Source organism: Paenibacillus sp. 1011MAR3C5, from assembly GCF_003591485.1.
GTDB lineage: Bacteria > Bacillota > Bacilli > Paenibacillales > Paenibacillaceae > Pristimantibacillus.
In genome coordinates this window covers 332074-353101 of the sequence record NZ_QZCF01000002.1, presented here as the reverse complement: position 1 = coordinate 353101, position 21028 = coordinate 332074, and the positions used below count along the sequence as shown (strand labels likewise).

Genomic DNA, 21028 nt, shown 5'->3' with positions numbered 1-21028 from the left:
CTTGTCTTCCCGAGCCGGCGGCTCGTTTCTACTTCGCAGCCGATCTGCTTCTTACTTCGAAAATCGCAAATTTCAAATAGTGGCCTTCATCAACGCCAAGCAGCTGAGGATGGTCTTTCCCCGCAGCCCTCCATTCGACTAGTCGAAGAATCTTGCCTGCATCAATCGCCGCTTCGTGAATCGTCTCCAGGAACAAGTCCGGGCGCATATGGTACGAGCAGCTTGCCGTCACCAGATAGCCTCCCTCATTCACTAGCTTCAAGCCTTGCAGATTAATATCCTTGTATCCTCTGCATGCACCGGCCACTGCATTTCTTGTCTTGGCAAAGGCAGGCGGGTCCAGAATGACGACATCCCATGTACGGCCGGCCTGCTCCAGCTTCTTCGATGTGTCCGTGCCGCCTGTCGCACGCAGCTTCCGCTCCTCCAGCCCTTTCGCCTGCTCTCTCAAATATTGAAAGGCATCCGCCACGACGAACTCTACGCGATCGGTGAATCCATTCCTCTCCACATTGCGCTTCGCGGTGTCGATCGCATGCTGCGATACGTCCAGACAGGTCACCTTTTTGGCTCCGTATTGGCAGGCATGAAGCGTGAAGCTGCCCGTATGGGCGAAGCACTCCAGCACCGTCGCGCCATCCCAATAAGGGAAAGATACTGTCCTGCCATTGGCATTCACAGGCACGAGAGCATCTCCTCCGCTCGGATCTTCCGCAAGCTTGATTCCGCTTCTGGCGCCCCAGCCCTTCATGAGCGGCGCAATGGATGCCCGGTTCTCTCTCTGATCAAAGAAGTAGCCCGTTTTCTGACCTTCCACGATATCGACCTCAAGCTTCAAGCCGTTCTCTTCGATCTCGATAATAGGCGGGCATTCCCCGTACAAGACGCCCTTCCGCTCCTCCAGACCCTCTAGACCGCGTACGCTAACGTCGCTTCGTTCATAGATTCCCTTCGGATCAAAGACCTCAACAAGCGCAGCAATGAGCACCTCTCTGGCCGCATCCATTCCCAGCGTCAAAAGTTGGACGACAAGCACCTCGCCAAAGCGATCAACGATTAGACCCGGGAGTTGATCCGCTTCTCCGTATACAAGCCGGCAATCGCGATTCGCCACGAACCGCTCGCGATGCTCCTTGCATCGTTGCAGCTTCTCCTCGAAGAACGATTGATCCATCGCTTCCAGCGGATCATAGGAGACAATTCGCACCGTAATCTGAGAACGGGGATTCCAATAACCCGTTGCCAAATACCGCCCCTGATGGTTCACAACATCAACCAGGCCGCCAGCTTGCGCTTCCCCTTCCAGTCTGTCGATCTCGCTTGCGAACACCCATGGATGGCCTTGCTCGATTCTTTTTTTGCGCGCTTTGTTCAGCACGATTCTAGCTTGTGGATTCACCGTACAGTCGTCCTCTCTATGTATAAGGCTTGTCATGCCTGTCTCGCTTGCGGCATAACCATAAATATATCAATTCTCAGCATGCAGAAGGAGAGCCTGGACATGATTCAATCCATTGTCGTACCTGTACTGCTCGGTTTTGCCGTATTCATGTGCGGTATGAAGCTGATGGAGCTTGCCCTGCACCGACTTGCAGGCCCCTATCTCTCTCAAGCGCTACAGCGTACGACCAAGACACCGCTGCACGGGCTGGCTGTCGGCACCGTATCGACTGCGTTTTTGCAGAGCAGCACCGCCGTCACCGTCATCTCTATCGGCCTCGTAAACGCCGGACTTCTCTCATTCCCGCGTACGCTAGGCATTATTCTGGGCACCAACATCGGCACCTGCCTGACAACGGAGCTAATTGGTCTGAATATTCAATCGCTGTCTACCCCGCTGCTGACGGCTTCCATTGCCGTATGGCTTCTCACTGCGCTGCTAGGCGAAATGAGAATATGGCCGCGGCTTGGCAATCCGCGCTGGCTGGAGCCCGTTCGTTCAGCCGCTGTCGCCGTCTGCGGATTCGGACTGCTGCTGGCCGGCTTATCGCTTATGCAGACGATTGGTCCGGCCGTTCAAGAAAGTGCCATGTTCGACTGGTTTATCGATAAAGCCGCCACCAGCGTCTGGTGGGGACTGGCAGCGGGAGCCGTATTGACCGCCGCCATTCATAGCAGCGCCGCCGTTATTGGGCTCGTGATGGGCTTCGTCACCATCGGCGCCATGCCGCCGGAACTTGGGGTTGCCCTTGTACTAGGCGCGAACATCGGCACATGCGTAACCGCATTGCTCGCCTCCATCGGGGGTTCCAGATCCGGACAATACGTTGCTTATGCCCATACGATTCTGAACATTGGCGGAGCGCTTCTGTTCCTGCCGCTCCTCGGCGAGCTGACCGCTGTATCCGGCTGGCTGTCGCATTCTCCTGCCTCGCAGATTGCACATGCCCAAACGATCTTCAACATCGCTTGTTCGGTGCTGGCGCTTCCGCTGTGCTACTTGAGTGCATGGCGGCGCCTAGACACGATTGAGCTTCGTTAACCAGTTATGCTTAGCGGATCAATGGACGGACAACCCGAGGAGCTGAAGCGCACCTGCCACAATCCGGTGATTGTTGTCATAGCCGGATTGCTTTTGGCGGCGCCACGCTTCCATCGGCTCGAACCAATCGACGCCGCGAATCTCCTCCACTTGCGCCTGATGCTTGCCGCCAACCGCTTCGACAAGATAATAATGAACTTCCTTATTCACCGTACCGTATTCGGCATGCTCATACTGGTATTTAATTTGGTCGATCGGGGCGACGATTTTGCCTTCCAGCCCGGTTTCTTCGGCAATCTCTCGGAGAGCAGTCTGCTCTACCGTTTCGCCTGCTTCCATCTTGCCTTTCGGAAGAGACACTTTGCCGTAACGGTCCTGAATGAGCTGAATTTGGAGTTGTCCTTGCTCATTGTGGCGGAACACGACTCCACCCGCTGAAATTTCCAACATGTCTATTCCCCCTAGCAACATTTACGCATTAGTATATGCAGCAAAGGATTCCTTCATCTTTTCACCCATGTACCGAAAAGAATAGGGAATCCCGCTTTGATCTCATCGTTAAGCTCGCAGCGCCTCTGGACGCTCATAGGCGAAGGAGTCCGTATCCAGCTCCGGTGAAGGCAGCCTGGAATCCAATACGCGCAAGAACTGGCCGCGGCACTCATTCACACCCGCTTCCGTCACTTTCACGCGGCATAGCTGTCCGATCATCTCCTCCGTACCGTCGAAGATGACTTGCAGGTAATTGTCAGTATAGCCCATGACAAGCCCCTCGCCAGGCGCCCCTTTGTATTCACGCTCCGGAATAACGTCCAGCACGGTGCCGACATATTGCTGCGCATACTCCAGCTGCATCTTCTCGGACAGATCGATCAGCTTGTGGACGCGCTCGTTTTTGACTTCCTCGTCCACCTGGTCGTCCATGCGTGCTGCGGGCGTACCCGTTCTCTTGGAGTAAGGGAAGACGTGCATCTCTGCGAATTTCAGCTCCTCCATAAAGCGGAAGCCCTCTTCGAACATTTCATCCGTCTCGCCCGGGAATCCGACGATTACGTCAGTTGTAATCGCAACGCCAGGCATAGCCTCATGAAGACGCTTGATCTTCGCGGCGAATTCCTCCGTTGTATATTTCCGGCGCATCCGCTTAAGCACGGAATTCTCGCCAGCTTGAAGCGGAATATGCAGATGACGGCACATTTTGCTGGAACGGTTCAGCACTTCGATCATGGCGTCGTCAATCTGGCTTGCCTCGATCGAGCTGATCCGGATACGCTCCAAACCTTCGATCTTGTCCAGATCCCACAGCAGGCTTGTCAAATTGTAATTTTCCATATCGTCGCCGTATCCGCCGGTATGAATGCCCGTCAGAACGATTTCCTTATAGCCTGCAGCCACAAGCGCCTCCGCTTGCTCAAGCACGCTCTGCGGCTCACGGCTGCGCGACAGGCCGCGCGACCATGGAATAATGCAGAACGTACAGAAGTTGTTGCAGCCTTCTTGAATTTTCAGGAAGGCACGCGTGCGCTCCGCAAAATCCGGTACATCCAGCTCTTCGAAACTGCGTGTCTTCATAATATTGCGTACAGCATTGACCGGCTTGCGGTCATCCTGGATTTGCTTCACGAACGACATAATTTTGTCCCGGTCTTGCGTGCCGATGACAAGATCGACACCCTCAATGGCCATAATTTCGCCGGGAGATGTCTGCGCGTAGCAGCCTGTTACGGCAATAATAGCATCCGGATTGCGTCTGATTGCTCTCCGGATAATTTGACGGCTCTTTTTGTCTCCTGTATTCGTAACGGTGCATGTATTGATCAAATAGACATCCGCCGTGGTCGTCTCAAAATCAACCTGCTCGTATCCTTCTTTTTTGAATAGCTGCCAAATCGCTTCCGTATCATAGAAGTTTACTTTGCAGCCCAGTGTATAAAACGCGACTGTTGGCATAATGGTCACGCTCCTCCCATTTCTCCAGATTCATATAGCAGGCAGGTCAAGCCAACCAGACCCGCTGTCTCCGTCCTTAAAATTCGCTTGCCCAGTCCGGCCAATCTTGCCCCGGCCGCCTGCGCCTCCTCCGCTTCGCGCTCAGTGAAGCCGCCTTCAGAACCGACGATCAGCAGGATCGAAGGCTCCTTTCCGCTTGCGGATTCCATTGCCTCCACGCGTTCCTGCTTCCATGCCCGGACAACGTCACCAATGCCCTGACCATGCGCGCGATCACCCTCTCGCTCATAGCAAAACAGAGCCAGATCGTAGTCCGAGATGCCGGCAAGCAGCTTCTTCCAGCTGGCGAGCGGCAGAATGGACGGAATGCGGTGACGATGCGACTGCTCTGCAGCTTCCTTCGCAATCTTGCTCCAGCGCTCCAGCCGCTTCGCTTCTTTCTTGGCATCGTACTGGACGATCATCCGCTCTGACTCGAACGGAAGGAACGCAGCCGCTCCAATCTCCGTCCCTTTCTGAATGACCAGCTCCATCTTGTCGCCCTTCGGCAAGCTCTGGGCGATCGTAACCGTCCATGCAGGCTCGCTGTCCGGTGCAAGCAGCTCCAGCACTTCCGCTTTCACTTCCTGGGGAGTTACCTCGCGAACAACCGCAAGTGCCGAAAGGCCCGTACCATCGCTTGCGATCAATTGATCATCCGCCTTCATGCGCATAACCCGCGCTGCATGATGGGCATCCTCGCCCGTTATCGTAATGACACCGTCCCTGAACTGCTCCGGCGCTACAAAATATCGTTGCATAGACCTAAATCCATCCTTCATCTTAGCATGTTTTGACCACTGAAATCCATTGCAATGTCATACCAGTTAAGCGGCGAGAAGATGCCATCAAAAAAATGAATGAGTCCCAAGAAAATCGGTCCTTGCAGGCTCAAAATCGGATCGAGCGTCACCGCGCGCAGCGGCGGAATGAAGACAAACAGCAAAAAGATAATCATCGCCCAATGAATATTTTGCTCGATCTTGTAACGAATGCGCAGCGGCAGCAGCTCGGCTACAATCCGGTAACCGTCTAACGGAGGCAGCGGAATGAAATTAAACACAAATAGAAGCAAATTAATAATAATCAAATACCAAAAGAAATGGACAAGCGCCATATATACGCCATGCGAAGCGGAATACAGCACGCCTGTTTCATGCAAGATGTAGAAAATCAACATCCCTACAAAGGCCATCAGCAAATTGCTGAGCGGACCTACAGCCGATACAATGATGCTCATCAAGCGGCGATTCTTGAACTTGCTTGTGTTCACCGGCACCGGCTTGGCCCAGCCGAAACCGGCTACCAGCAGCAGAATAGAACCTAGCAAGTCCAGATGCACCATCGGGTTTAGCGTTACTCTGCCTTCCTTGTAGGCCGTGTCGTCCCCGAATTTGTAGGCACTGTAAGCATGTGCGAATTCATGAACTGTAAATACGAGCATGAGCACAATCACAATAAACGGCAGGTCCTCAAGGGGAAACCATAAAAATCGCTCCATTTATCCCTCCTGCGGTTTTTTCGCAACGAAGGCAATCCAGTCCTCGTCGCGGCGTTTTTCGACGATGCGGAAGCCGGAAGCGATCAAACCTTCTTCTACTTCCGTCTCTTTATTTTTGTACACTCCTGAAGCGATGTAGATCCCGCCCGGCTTCAACGATTGATAGACATCATCGATGAAGAGCAGGATAATTTCAGCCAATATATTGGCAACGACCAGATCGACAGGCACGGTCACGCGTAATCCGCTGTCGTTATTGGAAGCAGCTTCGCCGCCCTTCAGTACGCCTAGCAAATCGCTAAGCTTAACCTCCACTTGCTCGGACAGGTCGTTAAGCCGTACATTTTCTGTCGCACTGGATACCGCAATCGGGTCCAGATCGAGCGCAAGCACACCTTTCACGCCCAGACGGCATGCTCCGATCGCGAGAATGCCGGAGCCTGTACCGACATCGATCATCTCCTCGCCGCCCTTGACGACCGATTCCAGCGTCTGCAGGCATAGCGCAGTTGTCGGATGAGTGCCCGTACCGAAAGCCATGCCGGGATCAAGCTCGATAATCCGTTCTCCTTCTCCCGGCTCATACTCTTCCCAAGTCGGCTTGATCGTCAACGTATCCGATACCCGAAGCGGCTTGAAATATTGCTTCCAAGCGGTAGCCCAATCGTCATCGTCCACTTCGATGGCGTCATACGTCACATCGCCTGTATCAATATCGAACTCTTTTAGTTCCTCAATTCTTGGCTTAAGTGCAGCAATCAGTTCATCCGTGTCTGTGCCCTCGGGAAAGTATCCTTTAATAACAGCCTGGCCTTCCGGTATATCGTTAAGCGGCAGCTCGTACCATTGTCCGAGGGATGTGTCGCGCGGCTTGTTGAGTGTGCCGGATTCCTCGATCGATACGCCTCCCGCTCCCATTTCATGCAAGAAGTTGGAGATCATCTCCGTCGCCTCTTCGGTTGTGCCAATTGTGATTTCATGCCATTTCATATGTAATGCCTCCCAAATATCAAAAATGCCTATCCTCTATTGTACACCAATCTCAGGGCCAAGCACAAAAAAATGACGCAAAAAGCGGTTCGCTTCTTGCGTCTTCTCTCGGATCGGTTATTCCAGTTGTCCTGACGTAATACTGCCGCCAACTTGTTCAATCAGCCTCATAGCACGGTCTGCGACCTCATCCTCGATTGTTGCGGTGAGGCGTCCATTCTCATGCAAACCGTATACATCGACAACTCGAAGCGCCTGCAGCTTATGCAACGCCTCCATCGCAGACTGCTCGTCCTGAAACGATGCATGAATCTCCACAGTTGACATGCTTATTGCTCCTGAGCCCGTTCGTCGGCTTCCTTCGCTCGCTGCTGCGCCTTGCGATCCGCCTCATCGGCAAGCTCCTCAGAAAATTCCACATCTTCGTTTTTACTGATAGGCAGCTGGCCGAAGTTCACATTTTCCAGCTCGTTATGCTCATTCGTCATTCTGAATCACTCCCGCTAATCCATTTTCGGTATCGTTTTCCACCGCTTTAGCATGCGTGGCTGGGAGTAATTCTATACAAAAAAAAACGTTCCGCGCTATTCGCCGCGGAACGCCTTTTTCATTTTCTCAAAAATCGACTCATGATGTTCGCCCTGCTCATTGGTCGATTCGCCGGAAAGCCCGCCAAACTGACGAAGCAAATCCTTCTGATCATCCGTCAGACTTGTAGGCGTTACAATCGTAACCTTGACGTGCTGATCGCCCGTTCCATATCCCCTAAGCTTCGGCACACCTTTGCCCTTCAGCCTAAAGTATGTGCCCGTCTGAGTACCGGCAGGAATCTTCAGCTTAACCTTCTCTGTAAGCGTAGGGATCTCAATCTCATCGCCTAATGCAGCCTGCACGAACGTCAGCGGCACTTCGCAATAAATATCATCGCCTTCACGCTCGAAGAACTCATGGGACTTCACACGAAGCACAATGTACAGATCTCCTGCTGGACCGCCTCTTAGGCCGCCTTCGCCCTCACCGGACATACGGATCTGCGCACCGTCATCCACACCGGCAGGAATGTTGACTTTGATACGCCGCTGCTTCTTGACTTTCCCCGCGCCATGACAAGTTCCGCATTTGTCGCGGATGATGCGTCCCGTACCGGAGCAGTTCGTACATGCGCGACGGTTGACCATTCTTCCGAATGGCGTATTCTGCACTACCTCTTGCTGTCCGCTACCCCGGCAGGTTGAGCATGTCTCAGGTTTCGTACCAGGCTTCGCGCCGGAGCCATGACAAGTATCGCAAGATTCCGTTCTCGGAATCGTAATCTCTGTTTCCTTGCCGAAGACGGCTTCCTTGAATTCTACCGTCATCGTATATTGAAGATCGTTGCCGCGCTGCGGCGCATTCGGATCGCGGCGCCCGCCGCCTCCGCCGAAGAACATATCGAAGATATCGCCGAAGCCGCCAAAATCGGCTCCGCCTGCTCCGCCCATGCCTTGGTTCGGATCGACATGTCCATACTGGTCATAGGTTGACCGTTTGCCGTCGTCGCTCAGCACGTCGTACGCTTCCTTCACTTCCTTGAACTTCGCTTCCGCATCATCCGCCTTGTTCACATCCGGATGATACTGCCTGGCAAGCTTGCGATATGATTTCTTAATATCTTCCGCGGAGGCATCCTTGCCGACACCCAGCACTTCATAATAATCGCGTTTGTTAGCCATCCGATCTCACCCCCGCTACCATTTGTTGTATTGACGCACGAAAGGAGGTCAAAGACAGGGCAAGCCCCTCTTTGACCCCTCGCCAGTTGTTCTTACTTCTTGTTATCGTCGACAACCTCGTAGTCGGCGTCAACTACATTGTCCTTGCCTCTTGTATTCGCTGCATCGCCTTCAGGCGCGCCTTCAGCTGCACCTGCTTCTTGAGAAGCTTGCTCATACAGCTTCACAGAAAGCTGCTGTACGATTTCCGTCAGCTCGGCAGTAGCCGCATTGATTTGCTCCAGATCATCCGTAGCAAGCGCTGCTGTTACTTTTTCTTTCGCCGCATTCGCTTTTTCGATCTCGGAAGCATCCACTTTGTCGCCAAGGTCCTTCAGCGTTTTTTCGGTTGAGTACACGAGTTGATCCGCCGTGTTCTTCGCCTCAACCAGCTCTTTGCGCTTGCGGTCATCTTCCGCGTTCAGCTCGGCGTCCTTCATCATTTGTTCGATTTCAGCTTCGCTTAAGCCGCCCGAAGATGTGATTGTGATCTTTTGGCTCTTGCCTGTGCCCTTATCCAAAGCAGATACGTTAACGATACCGTTCGCATCGATATCGAATGTAACCTCGATTTGAGGCACACCGCGCGGCGCTGGCGGAATATCGCTCAGTGTGAAGCGACCAAGCGTTTTGTTGCCTGCCGCCATGGAGCGCTCGCCTTGCAGGACGTGAATTTCAACACCCGGCTGATTGTCAGCATAGGTGGAGAACACTTGGGATTTGCTTGTCGGAATCGTCGTATTGCGGTCGATCATCTTCGTGAACACACCGCCAGCTGTTTCGATACCTAGCGATAGAGGCGTTACATCAAGGAGAACGACATCCTTCACATCGCCAGTCAATACGCCAGCTTGAACCGCAGCGCCAAGGGCCACCACTTCATCAGGGTTAACGCCTTTATGCGGATCTTTGCCTGTAAGCTTCTTCACGGCTTCTTGTACAGCCGGAATACGAGTCGAACCGCCTACAAGCACGATTCTGTCAATATCGTTCGCAGTCATGCCAGCATCACTCAAAGCCTGACGAGTCGGGCCCAGCGTACGCTCTACGAGAGCTGCGGACAATTCTTCAAATTTAGCACGAGTCAGGTTCATCTCCAAATGCTGAGGCACTCCGTCAACCATGGTGATGAACGGCAAAGAAATCGTGGAAGTCATAACGCCGGAAAGCTCTTTTTTCGCTTTTTCCGCAGCATCCTTCAGACGCTGTACAGCTGCTTTATCTTTGGACAGATCTATGCCTTGATCTTTTTTGAATTCGGATACCAGGTGATCGATGATGACTTGGTCGAAGTCGTCGCCGCCCAATTTGTTGTCGCCGCTAGTCGCTTTTACTTCGAAGAAGCCGTCGCCCAGTTCAAGAATGGAGACGTCGAATGTGCCGCCGCCAAGGTCATAGACAAGAATCGTTTGATCTTCGGATTTCTCCATACCGTATGCAAGCGCTGCTGCAGTTGGTTCGTTGACGATACGCAGAACTTCAAGACCGGCGATTTTGCCCGCATCTTTCGTCGCTTGGCGCTGGCTGTCGTTGAAGTAAGCCGGAACCGTAATTACGGCTTGCGTTACGGTTTGGCCCAAATAGGCTTCAGCGTCAGATTTCAGCTTTTGCAGAATAATAGCCGAAATTTCTTGCGGCGTAAATTCTTTATCGTCGATTTTCTCCTTATGGTTTGTGCCCATATGGCGTTTGATCGAGATGATCGTGCGATCCGGATTCGTGATCGCTTGGCGTTTTGCCGTCTCGCCGACAATACGCTCTCCGTCTTTCTTGAAGCCAACAACGGACGGCGTCGTGCGGTTGCCTTCCGGATTTGGTATAACGACTGCCTCGCCGCCTTCCATAACGGCTACGCAAGAGTTCGTAGTACCCAGGTCAATACCGATAACTTTGCTCATGGTTTATCCTCCTAAAAAGTTTGTGATTAGAACCGCGTTAGCGGTTGGGAGCAAACTTGCTTCGTAAGCATCATCTTAAAGTTTGTGATTAGAACCGCGTTAGCGGTTGGGAGCAAACTTGCTTCGTAAGCATCATCTTAAAGTTTGTGATTAGATCCGCGATTAGCGGTTGGGAGCAAACTTGCTTCGTAAGCATCATCTTAAAGTTTGTGATCCTTCATCTATAGAGTCGCGGCTCGTTAGCCGCTGACTTTAACCATCGCAGGACGAAGCACTTTCTCCTTGAGCATATAGCCCTTCTGTACTTCTTCTACGACGATGCCTTCTTCATACTCATCGCTCTCCACTTGCATAATCGCTTGGTGGAACTCTGGATTGAACGGCTCGCCGACCGCATTAATCGGCTTCAGACCTTCCGCGTCCAGCGTTTGGCTGAGCTGGCGGAAAATCATATCCACGCCCTTCGCTAGCGATTCATAATCGTTATTGGCGCTGGATGCAGCAATAGCTCGTTCGAAGTTGTCAACGACCGGAAGCAGTTGCTCGATCAGCTTCATGGATGCATATTGTGCCAGATCTTCTTTTTCCTTCATCGTGCGGCGGCGGAAGTTGTCAAAGTCCGCTTGTGCACGTAAGTAACGCTGTTGCGATTCCTCGGCTTGCTTGACCAATTCTGCGTAACGCGGGTCCTCTGTCCCCTCTGTGTTCGCATCTTCTGTCTGAGCGCTTTCCGCGGCCTCATTCTGCTCTTCAACAGCCTCGTCTATTACGGTATCCGTTGTTTCGTTATGTGTTTCTTTTGCACTCATTTGTTTCACCTCCTCATAAAATTGCCTTCTTGCAGGAAAGGCAAATCCGCTAAGCAATTCCATGGATTATCTATACCATCGGCTAAGCAGAACGCTCATATCTTTGGATATTAAGTCAAGCATACTGATAACTTTGCCATACTCCATGCGTGTCGGACCCAAGATGCCGATTGTGCCAAGCGATTCCCCATCAATGGAATACGTTGCCGTAATCAAGCTGCAATCGCTGATTGCCTTATGGTCATTTTCTGTTCCGATCCTCACTTGTATTCCGGAAGGAAGAGAAGAGAACATTTTCATAATGGTGGGCGTCTCATCCAACAGATCCAGGATCGTCTTCACCTTGTCGACATCCTTGAATTCAGGCTGAGTCAGCATATTCGTTGCGCCGCTCATAAATATGCGCTGCTCGACATCGCTCTGAAGCGCGCTGTCGAGCACGCTGATCAAGCTTTCATAATGATCAACATGACGCTCTAGTTCCTGACCGACTTCGCTGTACAGCTTCGCCTTGAGACGAACGAGCGGCACACCGACGAGCTTCGTATTCAGGATATTGACGACCTTCTGCATATCGTCCATATTCAGGCCTGGCGGAATCGTAATGGTACGATTCTCTACATGTCCCGTATTGGTCACAATGATTGCAACGGCAGATGACGCATTAAGCGGGACCAGCCCGAAATGCTTCAGCGACGTATGGAACAGCTCCGGTCCAAGCATAATCGACGTATAGTTAGTCAAGCTCGACAAGACGGTAGCCGCTTGCTGGATGACCTGCTCCATTTGGTTCATTTTCTCTGTGACAAACGACCGCACAAATCCTAGATCTTCTTCTTTCATTTCCTTCAGCTGGATCAAATGATCAACATAATAGCGATAGCCTTTGGTGGAAGGCACTCGGCCTGCGGACGTATGAGGCTGCTCCAGGAAACCCAGCTCCTCCAGGTCCGCCATTTCATTCCGGATTGTAGCCGGACTGAACGCGACGTCGCCACGCTTGGAAATGCTTCGCGAACCAACGGGTTCAGCCGAACGAATATAATCATCTACGATGGCATGCAATATCATACGTTGTCGATCCGTTAGCATTCCAATCCCCCCCAATTTGTTATCCACTATTCATCTGTCGATCCATCGTTAGCACTCAACTCCAATGAGTGCTAATCACTAATACAAAAATACCAAACCAGCTTTGTCATTGTCAAGTCGGTTCGGTATTTTTCAGTTAACATTTTCAATTGACCGATATTCTTATAGCATAACTTTATTGATCATTTCAACGTCTAGACAGGATTATGCCAATTCCTTTAGTACGGCAATCTCGTCGCATGCATGCTGTTTCGGACAGTTAACGCAATCTCTCCAAACCTTTTCCGGAAAAATCTCTTTCTCCACAATCGAGAATCCATTCCGCTCGAAGAAAGGGACAGCATACGTCAGCGCCATCACTTTTGTAATGCCCTGTTGCTTGGCTTGCTCCAGCAGCTTGTCGACCAGCTTGCTTCCGATGCCCAGGCTCTTGTACCCGTCAGTAATGCCAAGCGATCTAATCTCCACCAAATTGTCGCCAAGCTTGGTGAGGGCGCCGCAGCCGACAACCTCATTGCCTATTTCCGCTACAACGAATGTATCTACTAAATGGGCCAGCACTTCGCGCGAGCGAGGCAGCATAACGCCTTTCTCGGCATAACCCTGAATTAATTGATATAACGTCTCCACATCATCCGTCGTCGCTGTCCTGCACAACACTTCCACTGCTTGCATAACTGCCTCCACCCCCGCATGTTCCCGATTCCATGTTCGTTTTGAATATGAATAAATATACAACAAAACGTATTAATACACAAGCGGAATTTATCCCTCTACGGTAATAAAGGCGCCGAACACTTCATTGCCCAGCAGAACGCCCTGATCAGTCAGCCTATACATAGTATCGCCGTCCATCTCCAGACGTTCCAGCAGTTTGTTGCTAAGCAGTTTATTGATGATTGAACCAAAGCGTTCCTCCAGCTTGTGTCCCGGGAACTGCTCTGCAAAACTGGATGCCCGTACGCCATCAAGCAGTCTCAAACCGACCATCATAAAGTCTTCCATCGCTTCAGCTTGCGGGATGTCGTAAACGTCAAGCCGCGGCAGCCGTTCACGATTAGCCTCAATGTAAGGCTGCACGCCCTTCAGATTGACATGGCGTGTTCCCCGGGCGTAGCCATGGGCTCCTGCGCCAAGTCCGTAATAAGGCTCATTGCGCCAGTATGTGGAATTATGACGACTCTCATAGCCCGGCTTGGCAAAGTTGCTGATCTCGTAATGACGGTAGCCGTTCTCCTTGAGCTTCTTCATTAATAGAAGAAACATGTTGAATTCCTCTTCCTCTGGAGGAAGAGGAAGCTCATTACGCTCGTATAGCTTGTGGAACAGCGTATTCTCTTCCACCTTCAAGCTGTAGAGCGAATAATGAGGCAGGCCAAGCGCCATCGCGCGGTCTACACTGTCGGACAGATGCTCCAGCGTCTGTCCCGGCAAGCCGAACATGAGGTCGATAGACAAATTATCGAAACCGGCTTTGCGCGCATTGTCCAGGCTAAGATAGACATCATCCACATTATGAATTCTGCCGATCCGCTCCAGCAAGCCATTATCAAAGGATTGAACCCCAAAGCTGATTCTGTTCACTCCGCCGCTGCGCATCGCCTGCAGTTTTTCGAGATCTGTCGTACCCGGATTGGCCTCCATCGTCACCTCTGCATCATCCGCAATAGGGAAATGCTTGAACACCGCTTGCAAAAACCGCTCCATCTGTGGAGGGGTCAATACGGTCGGCGTGCCTCCGCCTACGAACACCGTCTCAATGCGCTCCGGCGGAAGTGAAGCAACCGTTCGCTTCATCTCCTCCTCCAGCGCATCCAGGTATTGATCGACAGGCTGTCCTTTCAGAACATAAGAGGTAAAATCGCAATAATGACATTTGTTCGTACAGAAAGGAATGTGTATATAAAGCGCCTTCGGAGCCGCTTGCAATCTGTTCATCCTGCTCTCTCCTTCCTTCTACAAAAAACGAAGGAGAGCGTTCGCTCTCCCCCGTGAACGTATTTATCTTATCGTTTAATCTTCGTCGATTTTCAGAACCGCCATAAACGCCTCTTGCGGAACCTCGACGCTGCCCACCTGCTTCATCCGCTTCTTGCCTTCCTTCTGCTTCTCAAGCAGCTTGCGCTTCCGGCTGATGTCACCGCCGTAACACTTGGCAAGAACGTTTTTTCGCATCGCCTTGACGGTTTCGCGCGCGATAACCTTGGTGCCGATGGATGCCTGGACCGGCACCTCGAACATTTGACGAGGAATTAGCTCCTTCATCTTCTCACAAATAAGCCGTCCGCGATGATAAGCCTTATCGCGGTGTACGATAACCGACAAGGCATCGACTTGCTCGCCGTTCAGCATGATGTCCATTTTCACAAGGCTCGACTTGCGGTAACCTGACAGCTCATAGTCGAACGAAGCATACCCTTTTGTTCTGGACTTCAATTGGTCGAAGAAGTCATATACGATCTCCGACAGCGGCATATCGTACGTAATCGTGACACGGTTCGCATCCAGATACTCCATATTGATGAAGTCGCCGCGTTTGCCCTGGCAAAGCTCCATGATTGTGCCTACGAAATCGTTCGGCACGATGATGGAAGCCTTCACGTACGGCTCCTCCACATAATCCAGCTTGCCCGATTCCGGGTAGTTGGACGGGTTATCGATATCCATCGTCTCGCCGTTCGTCAACGTAACCTTGTAGATAACGCTTGGCGCGGTTGTAATGAGCGGGATATTGAATTCACGCTCAATGCGCTCCTGGATAATCTCCATATGCAGCAGTCCGAGGAATCCGCAGCGGAACCCAAAGCCGAGTGCCGTGGACGATTCCGGCTCATAGCGGAGCGATGCATCATTCAGCTCGAGCTTCTCTAGCGCATCCCGAAGGTCATTGTAGTCCTGCGTCTCAATTGGATAGAGACCGCAGTAAACCATCGGATTGATCCGGCGATAGCCTGGAAGCGGCTCAGGCGCCTGACGCTTCGCATCGGTCACCGTATCGCCTACGCGTGTATCCTTCACGTTCTTGATGCCTGCGACGACAAAACCAACGTCCCCAACGGACAATTCGTCTACAATTGTCATGCTCGGCTTGAACACACCTACCTCGATGACTTCGAACTCTGCCCCCGTCGCCATAAATCTGATCTTCTTGCCTGCACGGATGTGCCCGTCAACGACGCGGACATAGACAATAACGCCTTTGTATGCATCATAATGAGAATCGAATATAAGTGCCTTCAAAGGCTGATCCGGATCGCCGTTAGGTGCGGGCACCTTTGTTACGACTTGCTCCAATATTTCTTTAATGCCGATACCGGCTTTGGCCGAAGCATGCACCGCTTCGCTTGCATCCAGTCCAATTACATCTTCGATCTCTTGCTTGACCCGATCCGGCTCGGCGCTCGGAAGGTCGATCTTGTTAATGACGGGCAGCACTTCGAGATTATTGTCGAGCGCCAGATATACGTTGGCCAGCGTCTGGGCTTCAATCCCTTGCGCTGCGTCAACTACAAGAAGTGCGCCTTCGCATGCAGCCATGCTTCGTGACACTTCGTATGTAAAGTCGACATGCCCAGGCGTGTCAATCAGATTGAGCAAATATTCCTCGCCATCGTCGGCACGGTAGCTGAGACGAACCGCCTGAAGCTTGATCGTAATGCCACGTTCACGCTCCAGATCCATCTTGTCCAGAACCTGCGCTTGCATTTCCCTGGAGCTAAGTGCTCCGGTATATTCCAATATCCGGTCCGCAAGCGTTGACTTGCCATGGTCAATATGAGCGATAATGGAAAAATTTCTTATTTTCTTCTGCCGGTCACGAACGTCAGTCATGCTTGAGCCCCCACACATTCCAATAATTCCAATCATTCCTCCTATTATATCAGTTCGAAGGAATGTCAGCAATGAAGGTTTAGTTCATCCAGCCGTCGAACAGTCCCACGACAAAGCGAATGCCCTTGCTGGATGCCGATTGCAGCAGACCGGATGTGGAATCGGCGAGCTTGTTGACCGCTGGCTGATCATTCTCGCTCGGCATGCCCGGCAAGCGCGTCCCCTCTCCCTCATAACCGTTGCCGTATGCGATGCGCCGAATTTCTTCAAGCTCCCGCTCCAGCTCTGCAATACGCTTGTCCGTCTCTGTTGCATATTCAGCCGCGCCTGACCCGGCTGTATACTCCTCGCCGTCGATCGGACCGTAGATACGCTCTATACCTGTGTTCGACATCTCAAGTCCGAACATGACCAGCAATGCAATCGCGCCTCCGATCGCAAGCCACTTCCAAGCGTTACCTTTCATGAACGTCTACTCCTTTCCTGATACCTTCTCCGCTTCCCAATAGATCGCAGAGATCACTTCCGCCAATGCATCTGCCGTCCGGTAGCATTCCTCAAGTGTATTCTCAATGCCGCCGATTTCGATCAGCGCGCTTTCAGGAGCCAGCGATTGGTTATACTCCGCATTACCAGTAGTTTTCCCCCATATTCCCCTTGAAATACCGGGATACTTTTTCTCAAGCGCATTATGAATTTTGGTAGCAAAAGCTTCGTTTTCTTTCCAGTTCGGATTTTTGTTGCCGATGACAAAATAAACCTGCGCATAACTTGTTCCATTGATCTCGGTTGTCGTATATTTGCGTTTTTGCGAGTCCCGGTGAAGATCGAAGAATAGCTTAAGATCGCCGCTGCTGGCCATCGCTTCTTTCACCGTTTTTTTCGAATACTTGTAGCTGTAGGCATAATTAAAGCCTTTGACTGTTGAAGGATAATCTGTATCGGAATGCAAGGCGCCTATGCCCTCCTCCTCCAGCTTCTCCGCCAGCCGCTTTCCTACCAGTGTGATGTTTTTCGTCGTTGAGCTGACGTCCTTCGTTTCCTTCTCCAATTCCGGCAGCCATGATTCTCGATTATGCGTATGGTAAATGAATGCTACCTTGCTTTTGCCCGTGTCAGGCTTGTCCGATGGAGCCGGCGGTGAAGGTTCTGCCGACTGTTCCGGCTCCGGCGAAGGCTCTTCTTCATCAGGCTCCTCTGTCGCTAGAGGCGGGCTGTCGTCTTCATGGGCACCGCTAGCAGGATCGATAATGGGAAGATGATCCTGCGGACCGTTGTTCGCATCAGTTCCTAAGCCTCTCCGTATAAGAAAGGAATCATTATGCATGCCGGGCAGCTCCGCAGACAGGATGCCCGACGGATCGTTCGGATTAATGCTCGTCAGCGTACGCATCAGAAAGGTGCTGATCTCCCTGTTCGTGAATGACTCCGATTCCAGACCGCTATGGAAGGCAGGCATCTCCATCTCCATCATATCCCCAAAAAAACCGCTCGAAACCGCTGCAGAAAAACCTTTCATGGAATGGATAGGCGAACTCGTCGATTGCTGGTGAAGAATACCCGCTGCGCCTAGCACAATAAAAAATATCATAGAGCTCAATGATAAAAAGGAGAAGGCTCTCCCCGTGACAAGCAAATGCTTCATTTTTGTACCATCACCGATTTGATTCATCCACGCTGGCTTGCGATTCATCATTTTGTGTACCTCCTGTTTTCCGCTGACGCGATAGTTATGCCGCTCTAAGCTACTATCAATCTATGAGACAAGCAGGATTCATAGAACCAATAGATTTCAAAGTTGCTAGGCTCTATTGTATTCACAGGAGGTTCGACTGATTGATATCTTCATAAAAAAACGAAGCGGATGCTTCATTCGCATCCGCTTCGCTAGGATAAGCCTATACCACTCCAGGACAATTCCTGTTAATGGGTGTATGCAGCTACATTATCGCTATCCACAGCATCGTGCAGCGAGGCGTTAAGCCCGCTTGCAATAATGTTGGCGATATCCTCGATGAATTGATCCACTTCCTTCGGTGTAACAAGCAGATCGTGACCGATCGGACTCAGCACCTCCCGCACGAGCTGTAGACGTTCGTGCTCGTCCATTTGGTTCATGAGACCAAAAATTTGATTGGTGTCGCCCTTCTGGTTCTCCAGATGAGACTTCATCATTTCGAATGTATTGTTCACGATGGTTGAGGCATAGACGACGGTCGGCACCCCAATTGCAATGACAGGCACGCCTAATATATCGCGGGTGAGCCCTTTGCGCTTGTTCCCGATGCCCGATCCGGGATGAATACCGGTATCGGCAATTTGAATGGTCGTATTCACGCGTTCAATTGCTTTTGATGCCAGCGCATCAATCGCAATAATAAGATCGGGCTTCGACCGATCGACAATGCCCTGTACAATCTCGCTCGACTCTATGCCAGTAATGCCAAGCACGCCCGGTGCAACAGCGCTGACAGAGCGGTAACCCGGCGCAACCTGATCCGGCATGAGTTCGAAGAAGTGGCGAGTAACCATCACATTCTCTACAACCAGCGGCCCAAGCGCATCGGGCGTTACATTCCAATTGCCCAGACCGACAATCAGAACACGGGCGTTTTTAGAGATATTCAGTCTCTGCAGGAAAGTCTCGAAATGTTTGGCGAATTCCGTAGCTACCCGATCCTGCAGCTTCGTATCACCCTCCCGCAGCCCCGGAACTTCAATTGTAATATATTGCCCGATCATCTTGCCGATGGCATGTGAGCCTTGCTCATTCTGCACATGCAGCGTCGTGATGGTAATGCCGTCATCCTCCGTTGTGTCGGAATGAATGCCCGGGATCGGTCCGGATCCAGGGCGTTCCGCCAGCTCCTTGGCTTCCAGCGCCAAATCGGTCCTAACGTTGAATTTCTGCAAATCAAGATCTTTCTCCATAGCACAATACTCCCTTCGTATGTACAATCTTCCGTTATTGTTCGCACCTGTCGTAATTTCATACTTCTATTCCACAGCGCAACTCCTTGCTCCGCCCCATGTTGGGCATATTGGTTACTATTGCTTTTTGGGCAGTCGCATGATAATATATTTTAAGTTGTGTTGTTGTTCTGCACAGAACTATGTAGGAGGTGAAATCCATGCCAAACATTAAATCCGCGATTAAACGCGTAAAAACAAACGAGAAACGCCGCGCTTTGAACGCATCCCAAAAATCCGCACTTCGTTCGGCCGTTAAAACTGCTGACCAAGCGATCGCTGGCACTGATGTAGATGCTGCTAAAGCGGCTCTGATCACAGCTTCGAAAAAATTGGACAAAGCAGTAACGAAAGGCCTGATCCATAAAAATGCGGCTGCCCGCAAAAAATCCCGTCTTGCTAAACGCCTGAACGCATTGTCCGCTCAAGCGTAAGCTTTTTCTAACAAGTCAACAAAAGGCTTCGCCTTCTTTTAAGAAGGCGAAGCCTTTTTTCATGTACAATTAGACAGTCTGCTCTCGGTTCAACCCCGTTCAGGCTCCAATGGGGCTCGAACCTAAGCCCCTTTGTCCGCGCTCAACGACAGAAGGTACATTTCCAGACCAAACGTCTTGTCAATTGCCCCCGTCTTCATGCCGTAATCCAGATCCGCCAAGGATGACAACAGGCGACCAAGAGTGGCTGTCTTGAATTTACGGCTTTTATCGGCTGCCAATTTGACTGCATAGGGATGCAAGCCCAACTGACCAGCCATCTGCTGCGGTGAATAATGATGCTGCTCCAGCTCCTTGATCTGCAGCATGATGCGCAGCTGTCTGGCAATCAATGCAGCAATCTTGATCGGCTCCTCCCGGCGTACAAGCAGCTGGCGGTACAGCTCAATCGCCTTGCTGATCCGCAGCTCCGCGATCGCGTCAACCAGTGCGAACACATCCTCTTCCACTGTTGCCGCAGTTAGCATAGCGGCTGTCTCTTTTTCGATAACGCCTCCGTTCCCGGCATGCAGACAAAGCTTGTCCACTTCTTGGGCAAGCTGCCCCATATTAACACCGACCCGGGATAGAAGTAGCTCTGCTGCGCCTTCCGTCAACTGACGATGCTGCTCCGACGCCCTGCGCATTATCCAGCGCATCAGCTCTGGCGTATCCAACTCGGGGAAGGCGATCAATGCTTTGCGGTCCTTGAGCGTCTTGACCAGTTTGCGCCTCTCATCCAGCTTGTCTGCGTATACGGCAAAAACGATAACGCTTGTCTCAAGCGGAAACTCGATATAGCGCAGCAACGACTCTGGACGATGCTCCAGCTTTGCATTTTCCTTGCCACCTGCAGCCATAACCGAAGCATCTCGTACGAGCACCAGCTTACGCTCCAGGAAGAATGGCGGCGATTCTGCTTCAATAACAGCTTCCTCCAGAGGCGTCTCTGACGTATCGTACTTCATGACACCCATTTCTCGCTCGTCGTTTTGGAACATCGCATTGGTCAGCGCCCCGATGAATTGCTCCATCCGGTATCGATCCTTGCCATACAGGACATACACCGGTTTGAACTTGCCGGACTTGATTTCTTTGACAGCTTCCTTTACATCCATGCGTTCACCTCTCCACTTCATTGATGTAACGAACGGCAACAAAGGGATGAGCCAGCGATTGGCCATCCCTTTGTCTTTATATTAACACTCGCCGGCAGCTCCATGGCACTGCCTAAAGCGAATG

21 protein-coding genes are annotated in these 21028 nt (G+C 51.6%); 2 read left to right on the top strand and 19 right to left on the bottom strand.

The features are described 5' to 3' along the window. Positions 1-28: 28 nt before the first annotated feature. Entirely contained in the window at positions 29-1399 is a 1371-nt protein-coding gene (locus tag D3P07_RS06495) for a class I SAM-dependent rRNA methyltransferase (protein WP_259391382.1), read from the bottom strand. A 102-nt stretch (positions 1400-1501) separates the two neighbouring features. On the opposite strand from D3P07_RS06495, the gene D3P07_RS06490 reads away from it, so the two are divergent. Next, positions 1502-2482, top strand: coding sequence for a Na/Pi cotransporter family protein (locus tag D3P07_RS06490; protein WP_119799350.1), 981 nt, complete (start codon positions 1502-1504; stop codon positions 2480-2482). 18 nt (positions 2483-2500) lie between these two features. Here D3P07_RS06490 and D3P07_RS06485 read toward each other — a convergent pair whose 3' ends face one another. The 17 genes from D3P07_RS06485 to gpr form a co-directional block, all read right to left on the bottom strand. After that, a complete protein-coding gene (locus tag D3P07_RS06485; protein WP_119799348.1) occupies positions 2501-2932 on the bottom strand; it encodes an NUDIX hydrolase in 432 nt (143 codons plus the stop codon). 108 nt (positions 2933-3040) lie between these two features. After that, positions 3041-4432: a tRNA (N(6)-L-threonylcarbamoyladenosine(37)-C(2))-methylthiotransferase MtaB gene (gene mtaB / locus D3P07_RS06480; protein WP_119799346.1), complete on the bottom strand. Its 1392-nt coding sequence runs from the start codon at positions 4430-4432 to the stop codon at positions 3041-3043. A 5-nt stretch (positions 4433-4437) separates the two neighbouring features. Continuing rightward, a complete protein-coding gene (locus D3P07_RS06475; protein WP_119799344.1) occupies positions 4438-5232 on the bottom strand; it encodes an RsmE family RNA methyltransferase in 795 nt (264 codons plus the stop codon). A 17-nt stretch (positions 5233-5249) separates the two neighbouring features. Further along, positions 5250-5972, bottom strand: coding sequence for a site-2 protease family protein (locus tag D3P07_RS06470; RefSeq protein ID WP_119799342.1), 723 nt, complete (start codon positions 5970-5972; stop codon positions 5250-5252). Then, on the bottom strand, positions 5973-6962 hold the full coding sequence (gene prmA, locus D3P07_RS06465; RefSeq protein WP_119799340.1) for a 50S ribosomal protein L11 methyltransferase: 990 nt from the start codon (positions 6960-6962) through the stop codon (positions 5973-5975). 117 nt (positions 6963-7079) lie between these two features. Further along, positions 7080-7289 carry a hypothetical protein gene (locus D3P07_RS06460; protein WP_119799338.1) on the bottom strand — a complete coding sequence of 70 codons (210 nt, stop codon included), beginning with the start codon at positions 7287-7289 and terminating at the stop codon, positions 7080-7082. A 2-nt stretch (positions 7290-7291) separates the two neighbouring features. After that, complete coding sequence (locus tag D3P07_RS06455; RefSeq protein WP_119799336.1) at positions 7292-7450, bottom strand: YfhD family protein; 159 nt, start codon at positions 7448-7450, stop codon at positions 7292-7294. 96 nt (positions 7451-7546) lie between these two features. After that, on the bottom strand, positions 7547-8674 hold the full coding sequence (dnaJ, locus tag D3P07_RS06450; protein WP_119799334.1) for a molecular chaperone DnaJ: 1128 nt from the start codon (positions 8672-8674) through the stop codon (positions 7547-7549). A gap of 92 nt (positions 8675-8766) precedes the next feature. Then, positions 8767-10611: a molecular chaperone DnaK gene (gene dnaK, locus D3P07_RS06445; RefSeq protein WP_119799332.1), complete on the bottom strand. Its 1845-nt coding sequence runs from the start codon at positions 10609-10611 to the stop codon at positions 8767-8769. A gap of 239 nt (positions 10612-10850) precedes the next feature. Beyond that, on the bottom strand, positions 10851-11420 hold the full coding sequence (gene grpE, locus D3P07_RS06440; RefSeq protein ID WP_119799330.1) for a nucleotide exchange factor GrpE: 570 nt from the start codon (positions 11418-11420) through the stop codon (positions 10851-10853). Between the two features lie 66 nt (positions 11421-11486). Next, positions 11487-12512: a heat-inducible transcriptional repressor HrcA gene (hrcA, locus tag D3P07_RS06435; protein ID WP_119799328.1), complete on the bottom strand. Its 1026-nt coding sequence runs from the start codon at positions 12510-12512 to the stop codon at positions 11487-11489. A 204-nt stretch (positions 12513-12716) separates the two neighbouring features. Then, entirely contained in the window at positions 12717-13187 is a 471-nt protein-coding gene (locus D3P07_RS06430) for an N-acetyltransferase (protein ID WP_119799326.1), read from the bottom strand. Between the two features lie 90 nt (positions 13188-13277). After that, on the bottom strand, positions 13278-14450 hold the full coding sequence (gene hemW / locus D3P07_RS06425; RefSeq protein ID WP_119799324.1) for a radical SAM family heme chaperone HemW: 1173 nt from the start codon (positions 14448-14450) through the stop codon (positions 13278-13280). A 75-nt stretch (positions 14451-14525) separates the two neighbouring features. Next, positions 14526-16343, bottom strand: a complete 1818-nt coding sequence (gene lepA, locus D3P07_RS06420) for a translation elongation factor 4 (protein WP_119799322.1) — start codon at positions 16341-16343, stop codon at positions 14526-14528. A 79-nt stretch (positions 16344-16422) separates the two neighbouring features. Next, positions 16423-16809 carry a hypothetical protein gene (locus tag D3P07_RS06415; protein WP_119799320.1) on the bottom strand — a complete coding sequence of 129 codons (387 nt, stop codon included), beginning with the start codon at positions 16807-16809 and terminating at the stop codon, positions 16423-16425. Between the two features lie 6 nt (positions 16810-16815). Beyond that, positions 16816-18039 carry a stage II sporulation protein P gene (gene spoIIP, locus D3P07_RS06410; protein WP_310732530.1) on the bottom strand — a complete coding sequence of 408 codons (1224 nt, stop codon included), beginning with the start codon at positions 18037-18039 and terminating at the stop codon, positions 16816-16818. Positions 18040-18266: 227 nt separating this feature from the next. Further along, positions 18267-19274: a GPR endopeptidase gene (gene gpr / locus D3P07_RS06405; RefSeq protein WP_119799318.1), complete on the bottom strand. Its 1008-nt coding sequence runs from the start codon at positions 19272-19274 to the stop codon at positions 18267-18269. Positions 19275-19474: 200 nt separating this feature from the next. Here gpr and rpsT point away from each other — a divergent pair, with 200 nt between their 5' ends. Next, complete coding sequence (gene rpsT / locus D3P07_RS06400) at positions 19475-19747, top strand: 30S ribosomal protein S20 (RefSeq protein WP_119799316.1); 273 nt, start codon at positions 19475-19477, stop codon at positions 19745-19747. Between the two features lie 122 nt (positions 19748-19869). Here the strand turns inward: rpsT and holA are convergent, their stop codons facing one another. Further along, the gene (gene holA, locus D3P07_RS06395; protein WP_119799314.1) at positions 19870-20904 is read right to left on the bottom strand and encodes a DNA polymerase III subunit delta; all 1035 of its coding nucleotides are present in this window, start codon (positions 20902-20904) and stop codon (positions 19870-19872) included. Positions 20905-21028: the final 124 nt, after the last annotated feature.